General features: G+C 71.9%; 26 protein-coding genes. 12 read left to right on the forward strand and 14 right to left on the reverse strand.

Annotated features, from left to right (window positions below; genetic code table 11):
- The first annotated feature begins 35 nt into the window (after positions 1–35).
- Entirely contained in the window at positions 36–887 is an 852-nt protein-coding gene (locus tag C7H73_RS10780) for a M23 family metallopeptidase (protein ID WP_106846650.1), read from the forward strand.
- The gene (locus tag C7H73_RS10785) at positions 836–1444 is read left to right on the forward strand and encodes a pseudouridine synthase (RefSeq protein ID WP_106847631.1); all 609 of its coding nucleotides are present in this window, start codon (positions 836–838) and stop codon (positions 1442–1444) included. Before C7H73_RS10780 ends, C7H73_RS10785 begins: the two co-directional genes overlap by 52 nt.
- 73 nt (positions 1445–1517) lie before the next feature.
- Here C7H73_RS10785 and C7H73_RS10790 read toward each other — a convergent pair whose 3' ends face one another.
- From C7H73_RS10790 to C7H73_RS10800, 3 genes are read right to left on the reverse strand one after another with little or no spacing between them, the layout of a single operon-like run.
- Positions 1518–1715: a YgaP family membrane protein gene (locus tag C7H73_RS10790; protein ID WP_106846651.1), complete on the reverse strand. Its 198-nt coding sequence runs from the start codon at positions 1713–1715 to the stop codon at positions 1518–1520.
- A 38-nt stretch (positions 1716–1753) separates the two neighbouring features.
- Positions 1754–2296, reverse strand: coding sequence for a rhodanese family protein (locus C7H73_RS10795; RefSeq protein WP_106846652.1), 543 nt, complete (start codon positions 2294–2296; stop codon positions 1754–1756).
- A 24-nt stretch (positions 2297–2320) separates the two neighbouring features.
- Positions 2321–2659 (reverse strand): ArsR/SmtB family transcription factor, encoded by a 339-nt coding sequence (locus C7H73_RS10800; RefSeq protein ID WP_405124761.1) that lies wholly within the window; start codon positions 2657–2659, stop codon positions 2321–2323.
- Positions 2660–2776: 117 nt separating this feature from the next.
- Here C7H73_RS10800 and C7H73_RS10805 point away from each other — a divergent pair, with 117 nt between their 5' ends.
- Positions 2777–3127, forward strand: a complete 351-nt coding sequence (locus C7H73_RS10805; RefSeq protein WP_106846653.1) for a carboxymuconolactone decarboxylase family protein — start codon at positions 2777–2779, stop codon at positions 3125–3127.
- Between the two features lie 21 nt (positions 3128–3148).
- On the opposite strand, the gene rarD is transcribed toward C7H73_RS10805, so the two are convergent.
- Complete coding sequence (gene rarD / locus C7H73_RS10810) at positions 3149–4021, reverse strand: EamA family transporter RarD (RefSeq protein WP_106846654.1); 873 nt, start codon at positions 4019–4021, stop codon at positions 3149–3151.
- A gap of 133 nt (positions 4022–4154) precedes the next feature.
- Between rarD and C7H73_RS10815 the strand changes: the two genes are divergently transcribed.
- On the forward strand, positions 4155–4598 hold the full coding sequence (locus C7H73_RS10815; RefSeq protein ID WP_106846655.1) for a thermonuclease family protein: 444 nt from the start codon (positions 4155–4157) through the stop codon (positions 4596–4598).
- 18 nt (positions 4599–4616) lie between these two features.
- Here C7H73_RS10815 and C7H73_RS10820 read toward each other — a convergent pair whose 3' ends face one another.
- The 3 genes from C7H73_RS10820 to C7H73_RS10830 all read right to left on the reverse strand — a co-directional run bounded on the left by C7H73_RS10820 (position 4617) and on the right by C7H73_RS10830 (position 7200).
- Entirely contained in the window at positions 4617–5621 is a 1005-nt protein-coding gene (locus tag C7H73_RS10820; protein ID WP_106846656.1) for a diaminopimelate dehydrogenase, read from the reverse strand.
- 93 nt (positions 5622–5714) lie between these two features.
- Positions 5715–6644 carry a DHH family phosphoesterase gene (locus C7H73_RS10825; protein ID WP_106846657.1) on the reverse strand — a complete coding sequence of 310 codons (930 nt, stop codon included), beginning with the start codon at positions 6642–6644 and terminating at the stop codon, positions 5715–5717.
- A gap of 283 nt (positions 6645–6927) precedes the next feature.
- Entirely contained in the window at positions 6928–7200 is a 273-nt protein-coding gene (locus C7H73_RS10830) for a hypothetical protein (protein WP_106846658.1), read from the reverse strand.
- A 219-nt stretch (positions 7201–7419) separates the two neighbouring features.
- Here C7H73_RS10830 and C7H73_RS10835 point away from each other — a divergent pair, with 219 nt between their 5' ends.
- The 7 genes from C7H73_RS10835 (at position 7420) to C7H73_RS10865 (ending at position 14338) form a co-directional block, all read left to right on the forward strand.
- Entirely contained in the window at positions 7420–7707 is a 288-nt protein-coding gene (locus C7H73_RS10835; protein ID WP_106846659.1) for a hypothetical protein, read from the forward strand.
- Between the two features lie 15 nt (positions 7708–7722).
- Positions 7723–8508 (forward strand): pseudouridine synthase, encoded by a 786-nt coding sequence (locus tag C7H73_RS10840; RefSeq protein ID WP_227001323.1) that lies wholly within the window; start codon positions 7723–7725, stop codon positions 8506–8508.
- A gap of 207 nt (positions 8509–8715) precedes the next feature.
- Complete coding sequence (locus C7H73_RS10845; RefSeq protein WP_106846661.1) at positions 8716–9330, forward strand: MgtC/SapB family protein; 615 nt, start codon at positions 8716–8718, stop codon at positions 9328–9330.
- Positions 9327–9566, forward strand: coding sequence for a hypothetical protein (locus C7H73_RS10850; RefSeq protein ID WP_106846662.1), 240 nt, complete (start codon positions 9327–9329; stop codon positions 9564–9566). The genes C7H73_RS10845 and C7H73_RS10850 overlap by 4 nt, the downstream gene beginning before the upstream one ends.
- 29 nt (positions 9567–9595) lie before the next feature.
- Positions 9596–11212 (forward strand): hypothetical protein, encoded by a 1617-nt coding sequence (locus C7H73_RS10855; RefSeq protein ID WP_106847633.1) that lies wholly within the window; start codon positions 9596–9598, stop codon positions 11210–11212.
- A gap of 72 nt (positions 11213–11284) precedes the next feature.
- On the forward strand, positions 11285–11764 hold the full coding sequence (locus tag C7H73_RS10860) for an OsmC family protein (protein ID WP_106846663.1): 480 nt from the start codon (positions 11285–11287) through the stop codon (positions 11762–11764).
- Between the two features lie 6 nt (positions 11765–11770).
- Entirely contained in the window at positions 11771–14338 is a 2568-nt protein-coding gene (locus C7H73_RS10865; protein WP_106846664.1) for a DEAD/DEAH box helicase, read from the forward strand.
- A 78-nt stretch (positions 14339–14416) separates the two neighbouring features.
- Here C7H73_RS10865 and ylqF read toward each other — a convergent pair whose 3' ends face one another.
- From ylqF to C7H73_RS10895, 6 genes are all read right to left on the reverse strand, one after another.
- Positions 14417–15361: a ribosome biogenesis GTPase YlqF gene (gene ylqF, locus C7H73_RS10870; protein WP_106846665.1), complete on the reverse strand. Its 945-nt coding sequence runs from the start codon at positions 15359–15361 to the stop codon at positions 14417–14419.
- A 63-nt stretch (positions 15362–15424) separates the two neighbouring features.
- Complete coding sequence (locus C7H73_RS10875) at positions 15425–16330, reverse strand: SDR family oxidoreductase (RefSeq protein ID WP_106846666.1); 906 nt, start codon at positions 16328–16330, stop codon at positions 15425–15427.
- Positions 16327–16821: a GNAT family N-acetyltransferase gene (locus tag C7H73_RS10880; RefSeq protein WP_106846667.1), complete on the reverse strand. Its 495-nt coding sequence runs from the start codon at positions 16819–16821 to the stop codon at positions 16327–16329. Before C7H73_RS10880 ends, C7H73_RS10875 begins: the two co-directional genes overlap by 4 nt.
- Complete coding sequence (locus C7H73_RS10885) at positions 16821–17837, reverse strand: NADP-dependent oxidoreductase (protein ID WP_106846668.1); 1017 nt, start codon at positions 17835–17837, stop codon at positions 16821–16823. Before C7H73_RS10885 ends, C7H73_RS10880 begins: the two co-directional genes overlap by 1 nt.
- A gap of 101 nt (positions 17838–17938) precedes the next feature.
- Positions 17939–18349, reverse strand: a complete 411-nt coding sequence (locus C7H73_RS10890) for a PaaI family thioesterase (RefSeq protein WP_106846669.1) — start codon at positions 18347–18349, stop codon at positions 17939–17941.
- A 23-nt stretch (positions 18350–18372) separates the two neighbouring features.
- Positions 18373–19161, reverse strand: coding sequence for an SDR family oxidoreductase (locus tag C7H73_RS10895; protein WP_106846670.1), 789 nt, complete (start codon positions 19159–19161; stop codon positions 18373–18375).
- A gap of 240 nt (positions 19162–19401) precedes the next feature.
- On the opposite strand from C7H73_RS10895, the gene C7H73_RS10900 reads away from it, so the two are divergent.
- Positions 19402–20520, forward strand: a complete 1119-nt coding sequence (locus C7H73_RS10900; RefSeq protein WP_106846671.1) for an ABC transporter substrate-binding protein — start codon at positions 19402–19404, stop codon at positions 20518–20520.
- Positions 20521–20711: 191 nt separating this feature from the next.
- On the opposite strand, the gene C7H73_RS10905 is transcribed toward C7H73_RS10900, so the two are convergent.
- Positions 20712–21212, reverse strand: coding sequence for a flavodoxin family protein (locus tag C7H73_RS10905; RefSeq protein WP_106846672.1), 501 nt, complete (start codon positions 21210–21212; stop codon positions 20712–20714).
- Positions 21213–21217: the final 5 nt, after the last annotated feature.

The raw sequence follows: 21217 nt of genomic DNA on the forward strand, positions 1-21217 counted from the left end.
TTTCGCGCATAACCCTCCCTCTACACTCGGCATCCATGCCTGACCTGCCTTTCCCCGCCCCCACGCGCCGCGCCCTGTTGCAGGCTCTGGGCCTGCCGCCGCTGCTTGCCGCCTGCCCTGCCGGGGCGGCCCCGCCCGCCGACCCCTGGCCCCAGGACTTGCGCGTGCCCGGGGGCGTAGCGCGGCTGTCGCTGGGCCCCGCGCCCGAGCGGCCCGCCGCACACATGCCCGATGGCGTGCCCGTGCTGGTGCTGGGCGACGTCATCGAATGGACGGCCCTGGTCGGCATTGCCCTGGCGGCGCCGCCCGGCGCGGCGCACATCGCCACTGGCGCCGATCGCGTGCCCTACCGCGTGGCGCCCAAGAAATACAGCGAGCAGCGCCTGACCGTGGCGCCGCGCACGGTGGACCTGTCGCCCGAGGACAGCGCCCGCCACGAACGCGAGCGCGCCCACCAGCAGCAGGTGATGGCCACCTTCTCCACCCCACTGCCCCAGGGGCCGGACCTGCGCATGCGCGCGCCCGTGCCCGGGCGGCGCAGCAGCAGCTTCGGGTTGCGGCGCGTGTTCAACGGCCAGCCGCGCAATCCGCACGGCGGCATGGACATCGCCGCACCCACGGGCACGCCTGTCGTAGCCCCGCTGGCCGGCCGGGTGATCGACGTGGGCGACTATTTCTTCAACGGCGGCACCGTCTGGCTGGACCATGGCGGCGGCCTGCTGACGCTGTACTGCCACCTGAGCCGCGTGGACTGCCAGGTGGGCGACTCGCTGCGCGCGGGCGAGTCGTTCTGCCAGGTGGGTGCCACCGGCCGCGTGACCGGCCCGCACCTGCACTGGGGCGTGATGCTGAACCGCACCATGGTCGATCCGGCCCTGTTCCTGTGAGCCGGCTGATCCGCTTCAACAAGCCCTACGGCGTGCTGAGCCAGTTCACCCCCGAGGGGCGCTGGCGCGGCCTCAAGGGCCTGATCGACGTGCCCGGCGTGCGCGCCGCCGGCCGGCTGGACGCCGACAGCGAAGGCCTGCTGCTCCTGACCGACGACGGCGCGCTGCAGGCGCGCATCAGCGACCCGCGCCACAAGATGGAGAAAACCTACTGGGTGCAGGTCGAGGGCCTGCCGGGCGAGGAGGCGCTGCAGCGCCTGCGCACCGGCGTGCAGCTGAACGACGGCCCTACCCTGCCCGCCGGCGCGCGCCGGCTGGACGCGGCGCCCGCGCTGTGGCCGCGCGACCCGCCCATCCGCGTGCGCCAGCACATTCCCGACTGCTGGATCGAGTTGGTCATCCGCGAGGGCCGCAACCGCCAGGTGCGCCGCATGACGGCCGCCGTGGGCCACCCCACGCTGCGCCTGGTGCGCGCGGCCACTGGCCCCTACACGCTGCAGGGCCTGGCGCCGGGCGCGTGGGACGACGTGGCGCCACCCCCGGGTTATCAAAAATGATAGCTGCTCGCGCTTGACCAGCAAGCGCCAGAGCCATTTTTCTTATGAAACCTGGGGCGGCGCTGCGCCGCGGTCAGCGCGGCTTGCGCATCGGGCAGGTGTTCATGCCCAGCAGGGCATAGGCCGGGCAAAAGCGCACCAGCCCGGTCAGCAGCGGCACCACGCCCAGCCAGCCCCACCAGCCCACGGTGCCCGTGGCCGCCAGCGCGATCAAGACCAGTCCCACCACAACGCGCAGGATGCGGTCGATGCCGCCCACGTTGAATTTCATGATGCTTTCCCTCGGTTGATTGCTGAAAACAGGCCCGTTCAGGCCGCTGCTGCCCTGCGGTTCCAGGGCATCTTCACCAGCAGGCGCGCCATGCCGCAAAAGCCGGACACGCCCGCAAACACGAGCCCGCAGCCGACGAAACCCGGCAACAGCAAAAACCACGGCGACACGCCCAAGCCCAGCGCCGTGCCCAGCGCCACCAGCGCGCCGGCGGCAATCTGCACCTGGCGCTGCAGCTCCAGCGGCTGCGAGGCGTCGCGCACCACCGGCAGGCCGGCGCGCTTCCAGCCGTCCAGCCCGCCTTCGAGCACGTAGGCCTGGCCATTGGCGCAGTCGGCCAGCGCCTGCGCGTGCGCGGCCGTGCGCTGCCCGGAGCGGCAGTGAAAGATCACCGCCTGCGCGCCGGCCAGCGGCGCGGCGCCGGCTTGCGCCTGGGCGCGCAGCTGCGCCAGGGGCAGGCTGCGGGCGCCGGCGATGCGCTCGCGCGCGTGTTCGTCGCTCGCGCGCACATCGATGAGCAGGGCGCCGCCCGCGTCGATCAGGCGGCGGGCGGCGATGGCGTCCAGGGTCTGCAAGGTCATGGCAAGGGGGCTTTCAATTCAGGGTCAGGGGCAAAAGATGCCCTTCAGCGTGGCCACCAGCGTGGCCACGTGCGGGTTGTCGATGCGGTAGTGCAGCGTCTGGGCCTCGCGGCGAAAGGCCACCAGGCCCTCGTCGCGCATGCGCGACAGGTGCTGCGACAGCGCCGAAGGGCTGAGCGCCACGAATTCGTTGATGGCGCCCACGCTCATCTCGCCGTGCTCGATCAGCAGGCACAGCACCAGCAGGCGATTGGGGTTGCCCACCGCCTGCAGCAGCGCAGCGGCCTGGGTGGCGCTTTGCTGCAACTGCGCGAAGGCAGAGGGCGGCGGCTGCGTGTCGTTCATGTCATTCACATCGTTCATGGCTGGACTGGATTGTAATTTAGTTTTTTCTAAATTAGAATTATCTAAACAAAACGCCCTACCCGCATCGCGGATTCGGGCCACCGGTTCATTCACCCCCCGCACAGGAGTCGTTTCATGACCATCGCCTCGTACAAGCAACTCACCCAGGACATTTCCAGCAACCTCATGCCGCTGCGCAAGACCGTGCCCGGCGTGATGGCCGGCTTTGGCGAGATGGGCAAGGCCGCCATCGCCGACGGCGCGCTGGACGCCAAGACCAAGGAGTTGATCGCCCTGGCCGTGGGCGTGGCTGCGCGCTGCGAGGGCTGCATCGGCTTTCACACCAAGGCCCTGGCCCGCCTGGGGGCCACCACGGCCGAGGTGCACGAGGCCCTGGGCGTGGCCATCTACATGGGCGGCGGGCCGGTGGCCATGTATGCCGCCAGCGCCGTTCAGGCGTTCGACGAGTTCAAGCCCGCGGCCTGATGGCGGACGCCTGCGACTGCGTTAGCGCCGGCGCAGTCGCAGCGCCCCATCAACCACCAGCACGGCCACGGCCACGAAGATCGGGCCGTAAGTGGGCCACTGCTGCGGCGCGATGCTCTCGCCCAGCAGCAGCGCCACCAGCGCCAGCAGCACCGGCTCCACGTAGCTCAGCAGCCCGAACAGGCCCAGCGGCAGCAGCCGCGCCGCGGCCATGTACAGCGCCAGCGCCACGGCGCTGAGCAGACCCAGCACCGGCACCAGGGTCCACAGGTGGACGTGCCCGGCCACCAGGCCCAGCGACGAGGGCGCGCGCAGCACGAACCACGCCGCCGCCGGCGCCAGCAGCAGCATGTCCAGCCAGTGCCCGCCCAGGTGGTCGGTGCGCAGCAGCCGGCGCATCACGAAGTAGGCGGTGTAGCCCAGCGCGACCAGCCAGGTCTCCCAGGACATGCCGCCCGCGCGCAGCACTTCGTGCGCCACGCCGGCGCCGGCCAGCGCCGTGGCCAGCCACTGCAGGCCCGACAGCCGCTCGGCAAACAGCACCCGCCCCGCCAGCACCATGACCAGCGGCAGCAAGAAGTAGCCCAGCGACACCGGCAGCGCCCGCCCGTGCAGCGGCGCCCACAGAAACAGCCACAGCTGCACGCCCAGCATGGCCGCGCTGGCCAGCAGGCCCAGCGCGAGCGCCGGCGCGCGGCGCACCCGCTGCGCCAGCAGCCGCACCCGCGCGCCCTGCCCCAGGCCCAGCAGCAGCGCCGTGGTGAAGGGCAGCGTCGCCAGCACGCGCCAGCCGAAGATCTGCTCGCCGTCCAGCGGCGCCAGGTAGGGCGCCATGTAATACATGCCGCCAAACAGCACGGACGCGGAGAGGGATGCGGCAAGGCCTTTGAGCACGGCAGATCGAATGAAAAAAAGGGGGGAAGAAGAGAAGCGCGGCGCACGCCGCGGTTGAAGGGCATGCGCCCGGCGACCGGCAGGGGCTGACGGCAGTGCCTATAGTTTCGCCCTTTTTCCTGCCGGGCCCATCGTGTCTGCCACCGCCCTCATCTGCCTCGTCATCGCCGTCAGCGACGGCGACACCCTCTCCGTGCGCTGCGGCGCGCGGCGCCCCGAGCGCGTGCGCATCGCCGCCATCGACGCCCCCGAAAGCCGCCAGGCCTTTGGCAAGCAGGCGCGTGAGCAGCTCGTGCGCCTGTGCTTTCGCCAGCGCGCCGAGCTCTACACCCTGGCCCGCGACATGTACGGCCGCCGCGTGGCCCGCGTGCGCTGCGCCGGCCGCGACGTCGCCCAGGCCCAGGTGGGCGCCGGGCTGGCGTGGGTCTATACCCGCCAGACGGCGAAATACCGCGAACTCACCGCCCTGCAGCAGCGCGCCCAGGCGGCGCGGCTGGGCCTGTGGTCGCAAAAGCGGCCGCTGGCGCCGTGGGAATACCGGCGCCGCCACCCCATCAAGGCCGGCAACGGCCGCTGAGCGGCCCGGCCGCTCAGCTCACAGCAGGTCGGCGCGCAGCTGCTCGGCGCTGCGCGGCGACAGCAGGCCCGGCGCCACGTCGAACACCGTCTTGCAGCCGTGCTGGCCCATGGCCTGCAGGCGGTGCACGGCGCGGGCGTAGGCCACCAGCACGCTGGCGGTGAACTCGGGGTTGCTGTCCAGCTTCAGGCGGTATTCGATGACCTGGCTGGCCTGCTCGCTGGTCGTGCCGCTGCGGATCACGAAGCCGCCGTGGGGCATGGCGCCGTGCTCGCGCGCCAGCTCGTCGGCTTCGATGAAGTGCACCGTGGTGTCGTACTGGTCGAAGTAGTGCGGCATGCCCACGATCTCGCGGCGCACGGCCTCGGCGTCGGCGCCTTCCTTGAGCACCACGAAGCACTCGCGGCGGTGCTTCTCGCGCGTGGACAGCTCGGGCCGGCCGCCGGAGCGCACGCGCTCCACGGCCTCATCGACAGGAATGGTGTACTGCACGCCGCCCGCCACGCCGGCCACGCGGCGGATGGCGTCCGAATGCCCCTGGCTCAGGCCCTTGCCCCAGAAGGTATAGGTGGCGCCGTCGGGCAGCAGGGCCTCGCCCATCAGGCGGTTGAGCGAGAACATGCCCGGGTCCCAGCCGGCGGAGATCAGCGCCGTGGTCTGCCCGCTGCGCGCGGCGGCGTCCACGGCGGCGAAATGCTCGGGAACGCGCGCGTGCGTGTCAAAGCTGTCCACCAGGCTGAAGCGGGCGGCCAGCTGCGGGCTTTGCACGGGCAGGTCGTCCTTGGAGCCGCCGCACAGGATGAGCACGTCCAGCCGATCTTGGTGCGCCATCAGTTCGCCCATGGCATGCACGGCCACGCCCTGCCCCAGGGGTTTCAGCTGCGCCGGCTCGCGCCGCGTGTAGATGCCGGCCACCTGCATGTCCGGGTTCTTCGCGATGGCCGCCTCCACGCCGCGGCCGAGGTTGCCGTAGCCGACGATGCCGACGCGGATGGGGGAGCTGGAGGAAGTGTGCTGGGTCATGGGGGTCCGGGTCATGCCGAAAGAGAATTGAGAAACATCAATTTTGATAGCTGCCAGCGCTTGACCGGCAAGGCTTTGCAGCCGATTTGACCATTATTTCGCCTGCAGCGTGCCGGCCAGCAGCTCGGGCAGGCGCTCGGCCGCCATGCGAAAGCCGCAGGCCTGCGCGTGCCCGCCGCCGCCCATGCTGACGGCCAGGGGCGAGCAGTCGTAGCCGCGCTGCGAGCGCAGGCCGACCTTGATCTGCCCGTCCTCGCCCACGGTCCACATCAGCGCGAAGGTGCCGCTCTTTTGCGACACCATCTCGCCCACCAGGCTGTGAAAGGCGCCGGGCGCATTCACCGCCAGGCCCGCCTCGCCATTGAAGACCAGCGGCCGCGCGGCGCGCGCCACGTCCTGCGCCAGGTGGCGGAACTTCTCGTCCATGGCCTGGCCGCGCGCAACGAAGGCGGCCACCTGCTCGGGCGTGAAGCTGGCGATGTCGTTCCAGCGCTCGAAGTCGAAGGGCTCCATGTCCAGCGCGGCGACGAAGCCGGCGGTCTGCGCAAACTGCCAGGTCCACAGGTCGCGGTCTTCCACGAAGCGCGCCAGGTCGGGCAGGGGCTGTTCGGGGTAGAAGAATTCCCAGGCCAGCCGCGCGCCGGACTTGTGCATGTCGAAATGCACCACGCCGCAGCGGCATTCAAAGCCCGCCAGCTGCTCGGCCGCGCTCTTGTGGTGGTCCAGCAACACCAGGCGCGCGGCCTGCGCATCGATGGCGGCCAGCAGCTCCGGGCCGAAGGCGAAGTCCAGCACGTAGATCGAACGGCCCTGCAAGGGCGGCAGGTCCTGCACGCTGGTGATCTGGCCGTGCGTCAACCCCACACATTCCACCTGGCCGCCATAGAAGCGCCAGGCCGCCAGCGCCGCGGCAAAGCCGTCGGCGCAGCGGCCGTGGTAGAGGACGAGGGGTTGCGGGTCTTGCAGGGAGGGTGCCACCAGCAAGGACAGTGGCAGCAGGGTGTTGCGCGAGGAAATCGTCATGTGCGCCGATTGTGCGGCAGCGCGCCAGCGGGCGCAGCACAGGCTGATGCGCCCCGCTCCTACAGAGGCTGCGCGGGGGCGCACCCATCATCGCGGGCCGGTGCGTCGGGTTTTGTTGCGTTTCTTGCCTTGCAATTACGCCATTCGACACCCTGCAAAGCCATTGCACCTGATCCATACAACAGCTGGCGCACCCTGATGCAGCCGGCCCCACGAGGAGACAACGCATGCACATCCCCCGGCCGTCCGGCGGCGGACAGGCACACCCCGCGCAGCCAGGGCCTCAGGGCGTCACCACGATGCGGCTGCGAGGCTGCGCCTGCGGCTCGCGCGCCCACTTGCGCAGCCCGTCGCGTCCGCTGGCGGCACGCACCACCAGCGCACCGCCTACCAGCGCATGCATGACCGCGCGGGTGCGCGACGGTGTGAGAAAGGCACAGGCGATCAGCCCCAGGCCGGTCAGCAGGGTGATCTCGTGCTCGAACGGGGCGCTTTCGCGGGCCTCGTCGTATGCGATGGCGTCACGTACGGATTCACGCAGTTCAGGGGTGTTCATGTCGGTATTCCTTTGCAGTGGGCGCCCCGTGCACCATGCGCGGGGCGGGGCTGTCAGCCCAGAAGGCCACCCTAGGGCGACGGCGCGCGCCGCTGCGCCATCGCCCATGCCCTGGCGTTGTAGGAATGCCTCGCACGGCCGGCCATGCCACAAAGACTGGATGAATATCCAGTTACCATCCCACACCACGGTTCACCAGGCTTGAGGAGGGAAGACGCCATGGGTTTTGACCAGATCGCCATTGCCCTGCTGGGCGCCGCCGCTGCCTGGCTGTCGCAGGCACGTAGCCTGTCGTCGCGCCGCTGGGCCTGCGTGTTCGGACTGATGGGCCAGCCTTTTTGGTTCTACACCGCGTGGCACACCGCGCAGTGGGGCCTGGTTGCCGTGTCCCTCATTTATCTGGTGGCCTGGCTGCGCGGGCTGTGGCTGTACTGGCTGACGCCGCACGGCGAGCCGCAGGATTCGGGCCTGGGCACCATCCAGCTCACGCCGGGCCGCGGGCTGTAGGTGGCGCCGGGCGCGTTGCCGCTGCTGTGGCGCGACGATCACCTGGTGGCCGTGTACAAGCCCGCCGGCTGGCTGGTACACCGCACCGGGCTGGACGCGGGCGAGACCCGTTTCGTCCTGCAAACCCTGCGCGACCAGCTGGGCCAGCACGTCTATCCCGTGCACCGGCTGGACAAAGGCACCTGCGGCGTGCTGGTGATGGCGCTGCACCCGCAGGCGGCCCGCGCTCTGGGCGAGGCCTTCACCGCCCAGGCCGTGCGCAAGCGCTACCTGGCCCTGGTGCGCGGCTGGGCCCCGGCCCGGGCCGAGGTGGACCACGCCCTGCGCCCCGACGACGCGCCGCCCGATGCCCCCGCGCAGCCGGCCTTCACCCACCTGCGCTGCCTGGCCCGGCTGCAGCTGCCCGAGGCCAGCGACCCGCGCTTTGCCGGCACGCGTGCCTCGCTGGTGCTGGCCCAGCCGGCCACCGGCCGGCGCCACCAGATCCGCCGCCACCTCAAGCACATCGCCCACCCCATTCTGGGCGACGCCACCCATGGCAAGGGCCCGCTGAACCGCTGGTGGGCCGCGCGCCTGGGCCTGCAGCGGCTGTGGCTGCACGCCTGGCAGCTGGAGCTGCCGCACCCGGCCGACGGCCGGCCGCTGGCACTGCACAGCGGCCTGCGCTGGCCGCCCGCCGCTGCCGAAGCCGAAGCCAAAACGCCACCCCTCGCCGACACACCGCCCTGCCTGCGCGATTGGCAACAGCGGGTGTGGCCCCTGCCCTGGCAGCCGCCGGCGCCAGAGCATCAAAAAGCATAGCTGCCTGCGCTTGCTCAGCAAAGGCTGGAGGCGTTTTTCCTTGAAAACCGCTCGGCGCCGCCGCGCGTGCGCCGCGTCCTACCCGGACAACCGGCCCGCGCCGCTGGCGCGCCGCCAGGGCGTGGCGACACTGCGCCACATGCACTGCTGCCCCTTTCCGTACCCCCAGAGTTGCCCGTCTTTCCCGGCCCCGGCCGGCGCGCGGCCATGAGCGGCTGGTGGAACCAAGCGCTGGCTACCGCCAGCAATGAATTCGCCAGCACCACCGACCCGGAGCTGGTGACGCGCGTCGTCCTGCGCCTGGGCATCGCCGCCGCGCTGGGCGGCCTGCTGGGCTGGGAGCGCGAGCGGGCCGGCAAGGCGGCCGGACTGCGCACGCACATGCTGGTGTCCATGGGCGCGGCGCTGTTCGTGCTGGGCGCCGAGCAGGCTGGCATCGACCCGGCGGACAACAGCCGGGTGATCCAGGGCGTGACGGCGGGCGTGGGCTTTCTGGGCGCCGGCACCATCCTCAAGCGCGAGGACCCGGACACCGTCCAGGGCCTGACCACCGCCGCCGGCATCTGGTTCACCGCCGCCATCGGCACCGCCGCCGGGCTGGGCCAGGAGGGCATGGCCCTGCTGAGTGGCCTGCTCGGCCTGGTCGTGCTGTGGGCCATCCCGCTGGCGCACCAGACCCTGGTGTCCGGCGCCGAGCCCGACCCTGGTGCCAACGCCCGTGGGCGCCCCTGTGCCGACGCCGCGGCGCCCGCCAGCCGTCCGTCCGGGCGGCCGGGCGGGGCCGCTTCTTCCGTTTCTTTCCCTCCTTCCTCAGAGCCATGACCCAACACGCAACCACCCCTACCCCCCGCCATGCCACCATCCAGGGCCACGTCACCTACCGCGAAGGCGACGGCATGCCCATCACCATCCGCAAGGGCGCCGTGGAGCTGCTTTACGCTGCCGACAGCGTCACGCTGAGCTGGCAGGAGAGCAACGGCGCCGCCGGCCTGGCCGCGCTGCCGCGCGACGAGCTCGAGCGCTATGTGCGCGAAGGCCTGATCGCCCTGGCAACCTGAGACCGCGCGGCGCTACCATGCGCCGCAGCATGCCCGCCGCCGCCCCTGACCTCCTGCTGCTGCAAGACGCCACGCTGTGCCCCGGCGGCGCCATGACCGCCGCCCACCTGCGCCAGCTGCTGCGCGCCGCCCTGCCCGACAAGAGCCACCACAAGGCTGCCGGCTGGTTCGGCCAGACGGACTTTCTGCTCACCCGCAGCCATGTGGACGAAGACCGGGACAGCTACCGCGACGCGCTGTTCATGACGCTGTGGCGGCGATGGGATTTCTGGATTGCCCTGCCCGCCACCCCCGCCCCCGCCACGCCGCTGGCCCGCGCCTGGGCGCGTCTGCGCGGTCAGACAGACGTACCCGCCGCGCCGGCCCACGCCTGCCTTCTGGACTGCCACTACCGCCCCCACGGCGGCCCCTGGCTGGCGCTGGACGACCAAGCACCGCCCGAGGCGCTGCAGGCCTGCGCCGAAGGCTGGCACGGCGTGCTGCGCTACTGGCGCCTGGCCGAAGGCGAGCGCCGCGCCGGCCGGCCGCTGCGCGCGCTGCTGCACGCTGCGCTGACGCCCGAACGGCTGGACGCGCTCACGCTGCTGCCGGTGTTCACCGGCCAGCCCCTCCAGGGCTGGCAGGAGGGGCAGGCCTGGGCCCGCCGCTTTCAGCCCCACCCGCGCGACCCGCGCGCCCTGCGGCTGCAGTGGCGCAACGGCCCTGGCGACGCAGACGAGGACAGCCTGGCCAGCTACCAGATCGAAGCCGCCGACGACGCCGGCGCTGCCCACCCGGGCGGCCTGCGGCTGGGCTACCGCCAGCGCCCGGATGACATGCTGCAGCCCCTGCCGGGCGACGCCGTGGAGCACATGCAGCGCCTGCTGCAGCTGTTTGCCGCCGCCGAGCGCCAGGCCCCGCCCGAGTCGGCGGACGCCCCGCCCGCCCTGGCGCGCACGCCGCCCTTCGCCGCGCACGACAGCGATGCCGAGGTCCTCGGCCCCGCCCTCATGGCCCTGTCGCACGGCTGGCAGGCCGCCGGCCGGGCGCACGCCGCCGTGGTGCGCTCGCTGTGGGCGGCGCAGCCCGAAGGCGGCCCGCCGCCCCTGGCCGACCCGCGCGGCCTGCACGCCGCCGCCGTGCTGCAGCTGGTGCGCGCCGTGCACACGCATGCGGACGCCGACCTGTCGCAGCGCTTGCACCAGCGCTTCGCCTTCGCCCCCGCCGCCTACGCCCGCTGCGCCACGGGGCCGGCCGTGCGCGCTCTGCGCTGGGAGGACGACGGCACCCTGCTGGCCTGGACGGACCGCTGCTGGCGCATCGGTGCCGGCGGCCTGCGCATCGTCCCGGCCGATGCGAGTGCCTCCCAGGATGGCGCCCCGCACGCCAGCATCCACGGCACCACCGTGCACGGCGACGGCCTGGGCAACCTGCATGGCCTGGACGAGGACGGCCGCACGCTGTGGCGGCACCATGTGGGCGGCGGCGCGGTGCTGTGCCTGGCGCCTGGCCCCGGCGACACCCTGGCCGTGGGCACGGCCGGCGGCACGCTGGCACTGCTGCGCCGCGCCAGCGGCCCGGACCCGCACCAGTACGGCACCTCGCGCTACGCCGAGACGCGGCGCATCCTGTTCTGGGCCGACGCCGACGCGCCGCTGCCCTGGTAGCTCCCGTTTTCATAGCTGCTGGCGCTTGCCGTACAAGGGTTGGGAGCCTTTTTCACCATAAGGACACACACCATGGCCACCTACCATGCCGAAGCGCTGTGGGAGCGCACCGCGCCGCCCGCGGACTTCCTGAAGAACCGCTACAGCCGCCGCCACCTGCTGCGCTTTGACGGCGGCGCCGAGCTGCCCGGCTCCTCGTCGCCGCACGTGGTGCCCACGCCCTGGTCGGACGCCGCGGCGGTGGACCCGGAGGAGGCCTTCGTCGCCTCGCTGTCCAGCTGCCACATGCTGTGGTTTCTGGCCATCGCCGCAGGCCAGGGCTTTTGCGTGGACCGCTACCGCGACGCCGCCGAGGGCGTGATGGCGCGCGATGCGCAGGGCCGCATGGCGATGACGGTGGTCACGCTGCGGCCCGAGGTGCGCTTTGGCGGCGACGCGCCCCCACCCACGCCCGAGCAGCTGCACGCCATGCACCACCGGGCGCACGAGGAGTGCTTCATCGCCAACTCGGTGAAGACCGAGGTGCGCTGCGAGCCGGTCCTGCCGCGCTGACCTGGCATGCAGGCCGACGACGCCGCCATCACCGGCCACTTCCGCCCCCGCATCACCTTGATGACGCTGGGCCGCGGCGAAGGCCTGCTGGGCCTGGCGCCCCACGGCCGGCTGGGGCCGCGCGGCGCGGGCGTGACGCTGGCGCGCATCGACTGGACCTACCGCACCGATGCTGGCGCGCAGTGGGAATGCTCTGCGCCCACCTCGGTGCTGGGCGCCCGGCCCGACGCGGTGCAAGAGCTGTACGACACCGGCGGCCCGGTGCTGCGCCTGGCGCGCGACCGGGCGGCCGAGGCCGACGCCATGGACCGCGTGTGGGCGCTGGGCCTGATCCCCGTGGACCCGCGCAAGCTGCAGTGGCGCCACCCCGACGCCGGAGCCACGCTGGGCCCCGTGTGGACGCTGGCGCAGGAGGCGCACTTCGGCGACTTCTGGGCCGAACAGGTGCCGCAGCTGCGCGCCGAGGGCTGGGCCGTCGCCGTCCACCCCGGCTTCGCGCACGAGAGCGTGCCCGTGCAGCGCTGGAAGCTGGTGCTGTCGCCCGAAAGCAGCGCGCCATCGCCCGCGCGCGAGGTCGAAGGCTCCCTGCCCCCGCGCCAGCGCCCGGTGCAAAAGCTGCACCTGCCCGCACGCGAGGGCGCCTGGCTGCTCAGCCTGGGCGTGGAGATCGACGGCGAGACGCTGGACCTGGCTCCCATGCTGGCCGACCTGCTGCGCCGCGACGTGCGCTGGCTCGACGCCCGGCAGCTGGCCGCCATCGACGACGCGGCCGTCATCACGCTGCGCGCGCCGGGCGGGCGGCGCATCGAAGCGCCGGCCGCGCCGCTCAAGGCCATCGTGGCCGCCATGGTGGACCTGCTCACCGACCCGGCCCGCAACCAGCGCCAGGAGGGCGATCCGCTGCGTCTGGGCGCCTGGGAGGCGCGCCGCATCGAGGCCCTGCGCGCCGCGCTCATCCAGGCGCAGCGCGTGGGCGAGCACAACGCCTGGCAGCTGCAGGGCGACGCCGGCCTGGCGCAGTTGGCGCAGCGCCTGCGCGCCGTTGGCACGCCGCAGGCCGTGGCCGCGCCCCAGGGCCTGCAGGTGCAGCTGCGGCCCTACCAGCTCGAAGGCCTGGCCTGGCTGCAGTACCTGCGCGCGCAGCAGCTGGGCGGCATCCTGGCCGACGACATGGGCCTGGGCAAGACGGCGCAGGCCCTGGCCCACGTGCTGCTGGAAAAGGAAGCCGGCCGCCTGGTGCAGCCGGCCCTGGTGGTGCTGCCCACCTCGCTGCTGTTCAACTGGCAGGCCGAGGCCGCGCGCATGGCGCCCGGCCTGCGCGTGCTGGCGCTGCACGGACCGGGCCGCGCGCAGGCCCATGCACACGTCAGCGAGCACGACGTGGTGCTGACCACCTACCCGCTGCTGTGGCGCGATGTGCAGGCGCTGGCCGCCCAGCCCTTTCACCTGCTGATCCTGGACGAGGCGCAGATGGTGAAGAACGCCGGCAGCCGCAGCGCCCGCGCGCTGCGCCGGCTGCAGGCGCGCCACCTGCTGTGCCTGACCGGCACGCCGCTGGAAAACCACCTGGGCGAGCTGTGGGCGCAGTTCGACTTTCTGATGCCGGGCTTTCTGGGCGACTTGCGCAGCTTCAACGTCCGCTGGCGCAAGCCTATCGAGGAGAACGGCGAGACCCTGCGCGCGCAGCTGCTGGCCCGGCGCGTGCGCCCCTTCATCCTGCGCCGGCGCAAGCAGGACGTGGCCGCCGAGCTGCCGCCGCGCACCGAGGTCATCCAGCGCGTGCAGCTGCAGGGCCGCCAGCGCGCGCTGTACGAGGCCGTGCGCACGGCCGCCGACAAGGAGGTGCGCCGCGCGCTGCAGCGCCAGGGCTTTGCCGGCGCGCAGGTGGCCGTGCTGGACGCGCTGCTCAAGCTGCGCCAGGTGTGCTGCGACCCGCGCCTGGTCAAGCGGGCCGGCGTGCATCCGGGCACCGAGCGTGCCAAGCTCGAATGGCTGGCGGGCGCCCTGCCGGCCCTGGTGGCCGAGGGGCGGCGCGTGCTGGTGTTCTCGCAGTTCGCCGCCCTGCTGGCGCTGGTCGAGGAGCAGCTGGACGCGCTGGCCCTGCCCTGCCTGAGCCTGACGGGCCGCACGCCGCCGCGCGAGCGCGGCGCGGTGGTGCGGCGCTTCCAGGCGCTGGAGGCGCCGGTGCTGCTGGTCAGCCTGAAGGCCGGCGGCACGGGCCTGAACCTGACCGCCGCCGACACGGTGATCCACCTCGACCCCTGGTGGAACCCGGCCGTGCAGGAGCAGGCCACGGCGCGCGCCCACCGCATCGGGCAGCACCTGCCGGTGTTCGTCTATCAGCTGGTGGTGCAGGGCAGCATCGAAGAGCGCATGCTGGAGCTGCAGGCGCGCAAGGCGGCGCTGGCGCACAGCGTGCTGGGGCACGACGGCGCGGGTGCCCTCAAGTTCAGCGAGGCCGACCTGCACGCCCTGCTGGCGCCGCTGGCCGAGCTGGCGGACCACCCGCTGCATGTCCCCGATGAGGACGCGCGGCGCTGGGGCGGCACCGGCCGGCGCCGCGGTGAAATATGAGTGTTTTTGCCTCCCAGCGCTTACTGGGCAAGCGCCGGCAGCTATCCAAACAATAGCAAACAGCCCGTTTGCCCGGGCCTAGGTGTTGCGCGCCCGGCGCTCGTCGCGCTTTTTCTGCTCGGCCTTGCGCGCGGCGCGCTCCTTCTCGCGCTCGTCAGCCGCGGCCTGCCAGGCGGCGTACTCCTGCGGCGTCTCCAGCGTCACGCGGCCGAAGGCGCCGCCGCGCAGGTCGGTCAGCACGATCTCGGCGGCCTTTTGCAGGTTCAGCCGGCCGCCGCTCATCACGGCGCCGCGCTTGCGGGCGATGCGCTCGAGCAGCTCATCGTCGTGCAGCGCGGCGATGGCGCCCGCCTCCAGCGCCAGCTTGTAGCGCCCGTCCAGCAGCGCGGCGTAGTGGTGTTTCAGGTAGCCCAGCAGCGCCAGGGTCACCTCTTGCTCGTCATAGGCATTGCGGCCCACGGCGCCGCTGGCGGCCAGGCGCTCGCCGCTTTCGACCACGGTGATGCGCGGCCACAGCATGCCGGGCGTGTCCCACAGGTAGAAGTCGTCCTCCAGCACGATGCGCTGCTCCTGGCGGGTGACGCCGGCCTCGTCGCCCGTCTTGGCCTGGCGCTTGGCCGACAGGGTATTGATGAGGGTGGACTTGCCCACGTTGGGCACGCCCACGATCAGCACCCGCATGGGCCGCGCCATGCCCCGGCGCGTGGGCGCCAGCTGGCGGCAGCCATCGATCAGGCGGCGCGCCGGCGCGGGGTCGGAGGCGTCCAGCGCGATGGCGCGCGTGTCCTTGCGGGCGTTGAACCAGTCCAGCCAGACCAGCGTGCGCGCCGGGTCGGCCGCATCCTGCTTGTTCAGCACCTTCAGCGTGGGCCGGTGGCCGGTCAGCTCGGCCAGCAGCGGGTTGGCGCTGGAGGCGGGCAGGCGCGCGTCCAGCAGCTCGATCACCACGTCGATGTCCTTGATGCGCTCGGCGATCGCCTTGCGCGTCAGGTTCATGTGACCGGGAAACCACTGGATGGACATGGGGCGTAGCTTTCAATAAATGACGGGTGAAGCCGCCAAGGATAAGCGCCCCGGGCGTGCCTTTCAGCCCCCGCGCAGCGCCGCCCGCAGCTGCTCGCCCACCTGCGGGCGCTCGGCGAAGGGGTCGGCCGGGTTGCGGGCGTGCACGATGTCCTCCATGCGGCTTTGCACGTTGCCCAGGGCCTGCGGATGGCTGTAGATGTAGAACTGCCCGGCGGCCACGGCGCCAAAGACCTTGTGCGCCACGTCCTGCGCGCTGACCTTGCCGCTGGCCACGGCCTTGGCCGTCATGGCGGCGCTGATGCGCTGGCTGGGGGACGGCTGCTCGCCGTGCATGCCCTGGGGCCGGTTGCGCTCGCTCATCGTGATGCCGGTGGGCACGAAGTACGGGCACAGCACGCTGGCGCCCAGCTGATCCGTGACCAGCGACAGGTCGTGGTACAGCGTCTCGCTCAGGGAGACGACGGCGTGCTTGGTCACGTTGTACACACCCATGTTGGGCGGGTTGAGCAGGCCGGCCATGCTGGCCGTGTTGACGATGTGGCCGCGCCAGGCGGGGTCGCTTCGGGCGGCCGCCAGCATCATGGGGGTGAACAGGCGCACGCCGTGGATCACGCCCCACAGGTTCACGCCCAGCACCCACTGCCAGTCGGCCACGGTGTTTTCCCACACCAGGCCGCCCGAGCCCACGCCGGCGTTGTTGAAGACGAAGTGCGGCGCGCCGAAGCGCTCGTGCACGTCGCGCGCCAGCTGCTCCATCTGGGCGGCGTCGGACACGTCCACGCGCCGCGCCAGCACCTCGCAGCCGGCGGCCTGCGCCTCGGCGGCGGCCGCGTCCAGCGCGTCCCGCTGCACGTCCACCAGCACCAGGCGCATGCCGCGCTGCGCACCGATGCGCGCGCATTCCAGCCCGAAGCCCGAGCCGGCGCCGGTCAGCACCGCGGTCTTGCCTTGAAAGTCGTCGATCATGGAGTCTCCTGTCGTGTCATTGTTGTCGGGTGGCAGAGCATGTCGATGTGGGGGATGCCGTCCTCCACGTACTGCGGCGACACGGCCTGAAAGCCCAGCGCGCCGTAAAAGCCCTGCAGGTGCGCCTGGGCGCTGAGGCGGATGGCCTGCCCCGGCCACACGGCCTGGCAGCGCGCCATGCCCTCGCGCATGAGGGCCTGGCCGGCGCCCGCGCCGCGTGCCTCGGGCGCGATGACGACGCGGCCGATGGCGGGCTCGGCCCCCTGCACGCCCCGGTCCACCACCCGCAGCGTGGCCAGCAGCGGCCCGCCGGGCGCGCCGCGGCCCAGCAGGTGCCAGGCCCGGGTGTCGGCATCGTCCACCTCCTGGTAGGCGCAGCGCTGCTCCACCACGAACACGCGGCAGCGCAGCGCCAGCGCCTCATGCAGCGCCCGCGCCGGCAGCTCGTCCAGGCGCGCCCAGGTCCAGTGCCAGTGCCGGGCGGCGGCCATCAGACCAGCTTGACGAGCTGCTTGCCGAAGTTCTTGCCCTTGAGCATGCCCAGGAAGGCCTCGGGCGCGGCGGCCAGGCCCTCGGCCACGCTCTCGCGCGGGCGCAGCTTGCCGGCAGCCACCAGGCCGCCCAGCTCCTTCAGCGCCTCGCCCCACACCTCCATGTGCTCGCTGACGATGAAGCCCTCCACCCGCATGCGGTTGACCAGGATCAGGGCCGGGTTTTGCAGCGGCAGCGGCTGGCCGTCGTAGCCGGCGATCATGCCGCACACGGCCACGCGGGCAAACGCGTTGGAGCGCAGCAGCACGGCGTCCAGGATGTGGCCGCCGACGTTCTCGAAGTAGCCGTCGATGCCGTTCGGGCAAGCGGCCTTCAGCGCGGCGGACATGGAGCGCAGGTCCGGATGCTGGCGGTGGTCGATGCACTCGTCAAAGCCCAGCTCCTCGGTGGCGTAGCGGCACTTGTCCGGCCCGCCGGCAATGCCCACCACGCGGCAGCCGCGCGCCTTGGCCAGGGCCGCAAAGGCGCTGCCCACGGCGCCGGTGGCGGCGCTCACCACCAGGGTCTCGCCTTCCTTGGGGTTGATGATCTTCACCAGGCCGTACCAGGCCGTCACGCCGGGCATGCCCACGGCGCCCAGGTAGTAGGACAGCGGCACGTGCGTGGTGTCCACCTTGCGCAGCGCGCCGGGCTGGCCCGCGTCCACCACGCTCCACTCCTGCCAGCCGCCCATGCCGACGACCTTGTCGCCAGGGGCAAAACCGGGGTGGCGGCTCTCCGCCACCTCGCCCACGGTGCCGCCGATCATCACTTCGCCCAGCCCCTGGCTGGCGGCGTAGCTCTTGCTGTCGTTCATGCGTCCGCGCATGTACGGGTCCAGGCTCAGGTAGTGGTGGTGCACCAGCACCTGGCCGTCTTGCAGCGGCGGGGTGTCGGTGGTGACGAGCTTGAAGTTGCTGGCCGTGGCCTCGCCCTGGGGGCGGCTGTCGAGCAGCATTTGCTGATTGCGTGGCATGGTGGTCCTTTCCCCTCATGGAGGGTTTCTGGCTATGGTTTTGATAGCTGCCAGCGCTTGCCAGTCAAGCGCCAGAGCCCGATTTCATTGAAAAACGGCGGTCAGTCCGCGGGTACGTCGGCGGCGCCTTCGGGGCGGTGCAGGTAGCGGAAGGTGCCGGTGGCGTGGCTGCACACCCGGCCCTCGGCGTCGTGCACCGTGCCCTCGACGAAGGCCGTGGTGCGCGTGCGGTGCAGCAGCCGGCCGCGCGCCACCAGGGCGCCGCGCGCGGGCTGCAGGAAGCTGGTCTTCATCTCGATAGTGACCACGCCCATGTCCGGCTGCAGGCTGCGGGCGGCCACGGCCATGGCCACGTCCAGCAGCGTCATGGAGGCGCCGCCGTGCACCACGCCGAACGAGTTCAGGTGCTGCGCGCGCGGCGCGTAGCGCAGCTCGGAGGCGCCGCCTTCCATGTGGTGCAGGGTGAAGCCCAGCTCCCGCACGAAGGGCACCTCGGGGCCGAAGTCCAGCACGTTCGCGGCTCCTGCTGCGCGCGTCAGCCGACCAGGGCGCTCACGCCGCCGTCCACCGCCATCCACTGGCCGGTGATGTGCTTGCCGGCGTCGCTGGCGTACAGCAGCGTGAGGCCCTTCAGGTCTTCGTCGTCACCCAGGCGGCGCAGCGGCGCCTGGGCCGCCATGCGCTCCTCGCCCAGGGTCTCGATCAGCACGCTGGCCATCTTGGTCTTGAAAAAACCAGGGCAGATGGCGTTCACGTTGATGCCGTGCATGCCCCACTCGGCTGCCAGCGCGCGCGTGAAGTTCAGCACCGCGCCCTTGGAGGTGTTGTAGGCGATGGTCTTCATCTCGACAGGATTGCCGCCCAGCCCGGCGATGGAGGCCACGTTGATGATGCGCCCGCCCTTGCGCGGGATCATGTCGGCGCGCGCAATCGCCTGCGACAGCAGAAAGTAGCCGCGCACGTTCAGGTTCATCACCTTGTCCCAGGCGGCGGTGGGGTGGTCCTCGGCCGGCGCGCCCCAGCTGGCGCCGGCGTTGTTGACCAGGATGTCCACCCGGCCCAGCTGCTGCAGGGCCTCGGCGGCCAGGCGCTGGATGTCGTCCTCGCTTGCGCAGTCGGCAGCGATCCACTGCGCGTCGATGCCGGCGGCTTTGAGCTCGGCGGCAGCCTGCTGCAGGTCTTGCGCCTTGCGCGAGGTGATCAGCACGCGCGCACCGGCCTCGCCCAGGGCATGTGCCATCTGCAGGCCCAGGCCGCGCGAGCCGCCAGTCACCAGGGCGGTCTTGCCCGAAAGGTCAAAGAGTTGTTGCATCGTGCGCGCCATGGAGTCTCCGCTGGGTGTTGTGGCAGTAAAAGGCAAGGGGCCGCCCACTGCGGCCCGGCAGCGACTATTGTGTATGCCGCCCCGCGCGCCGCGCTGTCGCGTGCGCGATTGCCGCAGCGGCCGGCGCCTTGTCGCGCAGGCGAGTCCCTCACGCCTGCATTGAAAGCCGTGGTGGCTAGACTGGCCCGCCTGGCCCCGGCCCCCCGCCGGCGGCCATCACAACGAAGGAGACACCACCCGATGACCATCCGCCAACTGCTGGGCGCCGCCGCCGCGAGCGCCGCCGTGCTGGCCGCCCTGCCCGCTGCCCAGGCCGAACTGCTGATCGGCCAGACCACCTCCGTCACCGGTCCCGTGGCCGCCAGCGTGGGCGAGACGCTGGTGGGCGTGCGGCTGTACCTGGACAGCGTCAACGCCAAGGGAGGCGTGCATGGCGAGCAGATCAAGCTGATCACGCTGGACGACAAGTTCGAGCCCGCGCTGGCCGGCGAGAACGCCCGGCGGCTGATCGAGCAGGACAACGTGCTGGCCCTGTTCATGAGCCGCGCCACGCCGCACACCGAAGCCATCTTGCCGCACCTGGCCAAGAACAACATCGCGCTGGTGGCGCCCTCCACCGGCGCCATGGTGTTCCACCAGCCGCCCAATCCGCTGGTGTTCAACGTGCGCTCGAGCTACCAGGCCGAGACGGAAAAGGCCGTGGAGCACCTGCACACGCTGAACGTGCGCCGCATCGCCGTGGTGCATGTGGACGACAGCTTTGGCGAGGACTGCCTGGCCGGTGCCGAAAAGGGCTTTGCGAAGACCGGGCTCAAGCCCGTGGCCGTCATCCGCGCCGACCGCGCCAAGCCCGACTTCGCAGCCATCGTGCCGCAGCTGGTCAAGGCCGACGCCCAGGCCGTCATCTGGATCGGCTCCAGCGTGGCCGTGAGCGGTGGCGTGAAGGCGCTGCGCCAGCAGGGCTCGTCCATGCAGGTGATCACCGTGTCCAACAACGCCTCGGCGGGCTTCACCAAGCAGCTGGGCGACGCGGTGCGCGGCGTGATCGTGACGCAGGTCTTTCCCAGCGAGCGGGCCATGAGCTACGCCATCAACCGCGAGGCCACGGCCCTGGCCAAGGCCGCCGGCGCCACGCTGTCGCCATCGGTGATGGAAGGGTTTGCCTCGGCCAAGGTGCTGGTGGAGGGCCTGCGCCGCGCCGGCCCCAAGCCCACGCGCGAGAAGATCGTGGCCGCGCTGTCGGGCATGGGCCACTACGACCTGGGCGGCCTGGAGCTGGGCTACGGCCCCGGCGACCGCACGGGGCTGTCGTTCGTGGAGCTGTCCATCATCGACGGCAGCGGGCAGTTCCTGCGGTAGGTGGCGTGGCGGGCCTTGACGCCCAATCGGCATCCAGCGCCCGCCAGTCAAGCGGTCGCAGCTACATAAATAATAGCAATTCGGCGCCCGCCAGGGTTGCGCGGCGCCGCCTGGAAGCTGCCCCGCCTACGCCCGCACCACCCGCGCCCGCCGTGCTGCGCCGCCTGGGCGCGGGTGGTGCGCGCGCCGGCCTAGAACACGCCCAGCGCCAGCCCCGCAGCCAGTGCTTCACCCAGCGCGCTGCAGCGCTGCAGCTCGTGCGCTGCAATGCGTTTGGGCGCGGCGATGGCCTCGGGCGTCTGCGCGTGGGTGCAGACGATGAGCGGCTCGGCCACGGCCCTCAGGCGCCAGCCGGTAGCGATGCGCGCGATCTGCCGCGCCGCGTTGTGCCCGTCGCTGCCGGCGCAAATCAGGCTGGCGTAGGGCCGGCCGTTGATGCGCTCCAGCACCGGGTAGTAGCAGCGGTCGAAGAAATCCTTGAGCTGCCCGCTGACGGCGGCCAGGTTCTCCGGTGTGGCAAACAGATAGCCGTCGGCGGCCAGCATCTCGGCCGGACCCGCCTGCGCGGCGTGCAGCAGCCGCGCCTGCACGGCCGGCTCGCCCGCTGCGCCGCCCCGCGCGGCCTCGGCCATCTGGGCCGTGCCGCCGGTCAGCGAGTGATAGACGATGAGCAGGGTCTTGGTGCCAGCCATGCCTG

It is taken from the genome of Pulveribacter suum (assembly GCF_003013695.1).
Classification (GTDB): Bacteria; Pseudomonadota; Gammaproteobacteria; order Burkholderiales; family Burkholderiaceae_C; genus Melaminivora; species Melaminivora suum.

Excerpts from the sequence above, each read along its gene's own strand:
- C7H73_RS10780 (WP_106846650.1), top strand. The coding sequence starts at position 36 with ATGCCTGACCTGCCTTTCCCCGCCCCCACGCGCCGCGCCCTGTTGCAG.
- C7H73_RS10790 (WP_106846651.1), bottom strand. The coding sequence starts at position 1,715 with ATGAAATTCAACGTGGGCGGCATCGACCGCATCCTGCGCGTTGTGGTG.
- C7H73_RS10795 (WP_106846652.1), bottom strand. The coding sequence starts at position 2,296 with ATGACCTTGCAGACCCTGGACGCCATCGCCGCCCGCCGCCTGATCGAC.
- C7H73_RS10800 (WP_405124761.1), bottom strand. The coding sequence starts at position 2,659 with ATGAACGATGTGAATGACATGAACGACACGCAGCCGCCGCCCTCTGCC.
- C7H73_RS10805 (WP_106846653.1), top strand. The coding sequence starts at position 2,777 with ATGACCATCGCCTCGTACAAGCAACTCACCCAGGACATTTCCAGCAAC.
- C7H73_RS10820 (WP_106846656.1), bottom strand. The coding sequence starts at position 5,621 with ATGACCCAGCACACTTCCTCCAGCTCCCCCATCCGCGTCGGCATCGTC.
- C7H73_RS10825 (WP_106846657.1), bottom strand. The coding sequence starts at position 6,644 with ATGACGATTTCCTCGCGCAACACCCTGCTGCCACTGTCCTTGCTGGTG.
- C7H73_RS10830 (WP_106846658.1), bottom strand. The coding sequence starts at position 7,200 with ATGAACACCCCTGAACTGCGTGAATCCGTACGTGACGCCATCGCATAC.
- C7H73_RS10835 (WP_106846659.1), top strand. The coding sequence starts at position 7,420 with ATGGGTTTTGACCAGATCGCCATTGCCCTGCTGGGCGCCGCCGCTGCC.
- C7H73_RS10845 (WP_106846661.1), top strand. The coding sequence starts at position 8,716 with ATGAGCGGCTGGTGGAACCAAGCGCTGGCTACCGCCAGCAATGAATTC.
- C7H73_RS10850 (WP_106846662.1), top strand. The coding sequence starts at position 9,327 with ATGACCCAACACGCAACCACCCCTACCCCCCGCCATGCCACCATCCAG.
- C7H73_RS10855 (WP_106847633.1), top strand. The coding sequence starts at position 9,596 with ATGCCCGCCGCCGCCCCTGACCTCCTGCTGCTGCAAGACGCCACGCTG.
- C7H73_RS10860 (WP_106846663.1), top strand. The coding sequence starts at position 11,285 with ATGGCCACCTACCATGCCGAAGCGCTGTGGGAGCGCACCGCGCCGCCC.
- C7H73_RS10865 (WP_106846664.1), top strand. The coding sequence starts at position 11,771 with ATGCAGGCCGACGACGCCGCCATCACCGGCCACTTCCGCCCCCGCATC.
- ylqF (WP_106846665.1), bottom strand. The coding sequence starts at position 15,361 with ATGTCCATCCAGTGGTTTCCCGGTCACATGAACCTGACGCGCAAGGCG.
- C7H73_RS10875 (WP_106846666.1), bottom strand. The coding sequence starts at position 16,330 with ATGATCGACGACTTTCAAGGCAAGACCGCGGTGCTGACCGGCGCCGGC.
- C7H73_RS10880 (WP_106846667.1), bottom strand. The coding sequence starts at position 16,821 with ATGGCCGCCGCCCGGCACTGGCACTGGACCTGGGCGCGCCTGGACGAG.
- C7H73_RS10885 (WP_106846668.1), bottom strand. The coding sequence starts at position 17,837 with ATGCCACGCAATCAGCAAATGCTGCTCGACAGCCGCCCCCAGGGCGAG.
- C7H73_RS10895 (WP_106846670.1), bottom strand. The coding sequence starts at position 19,161 with ATGGCGCGCACGATGCAACAACTCTTTGACCTTTCGGGCAAGACCGCC.
- C7H73_RS10900 (WP_106846671.1), top strand. The coding sequence starts at position 19,402 with ATGACCATCCGCCAACTGCTGGGCGCCGCCGCCGCGAGCGCCGCCGTG.
- C7H73_RS10905 (WP_106846672.1), bottom strand. The coding sequence starts at position 21,212 with ATGGCTGGCACCAAGACCCTGCTCATCGTCTATCACTCGCTGACCGGC.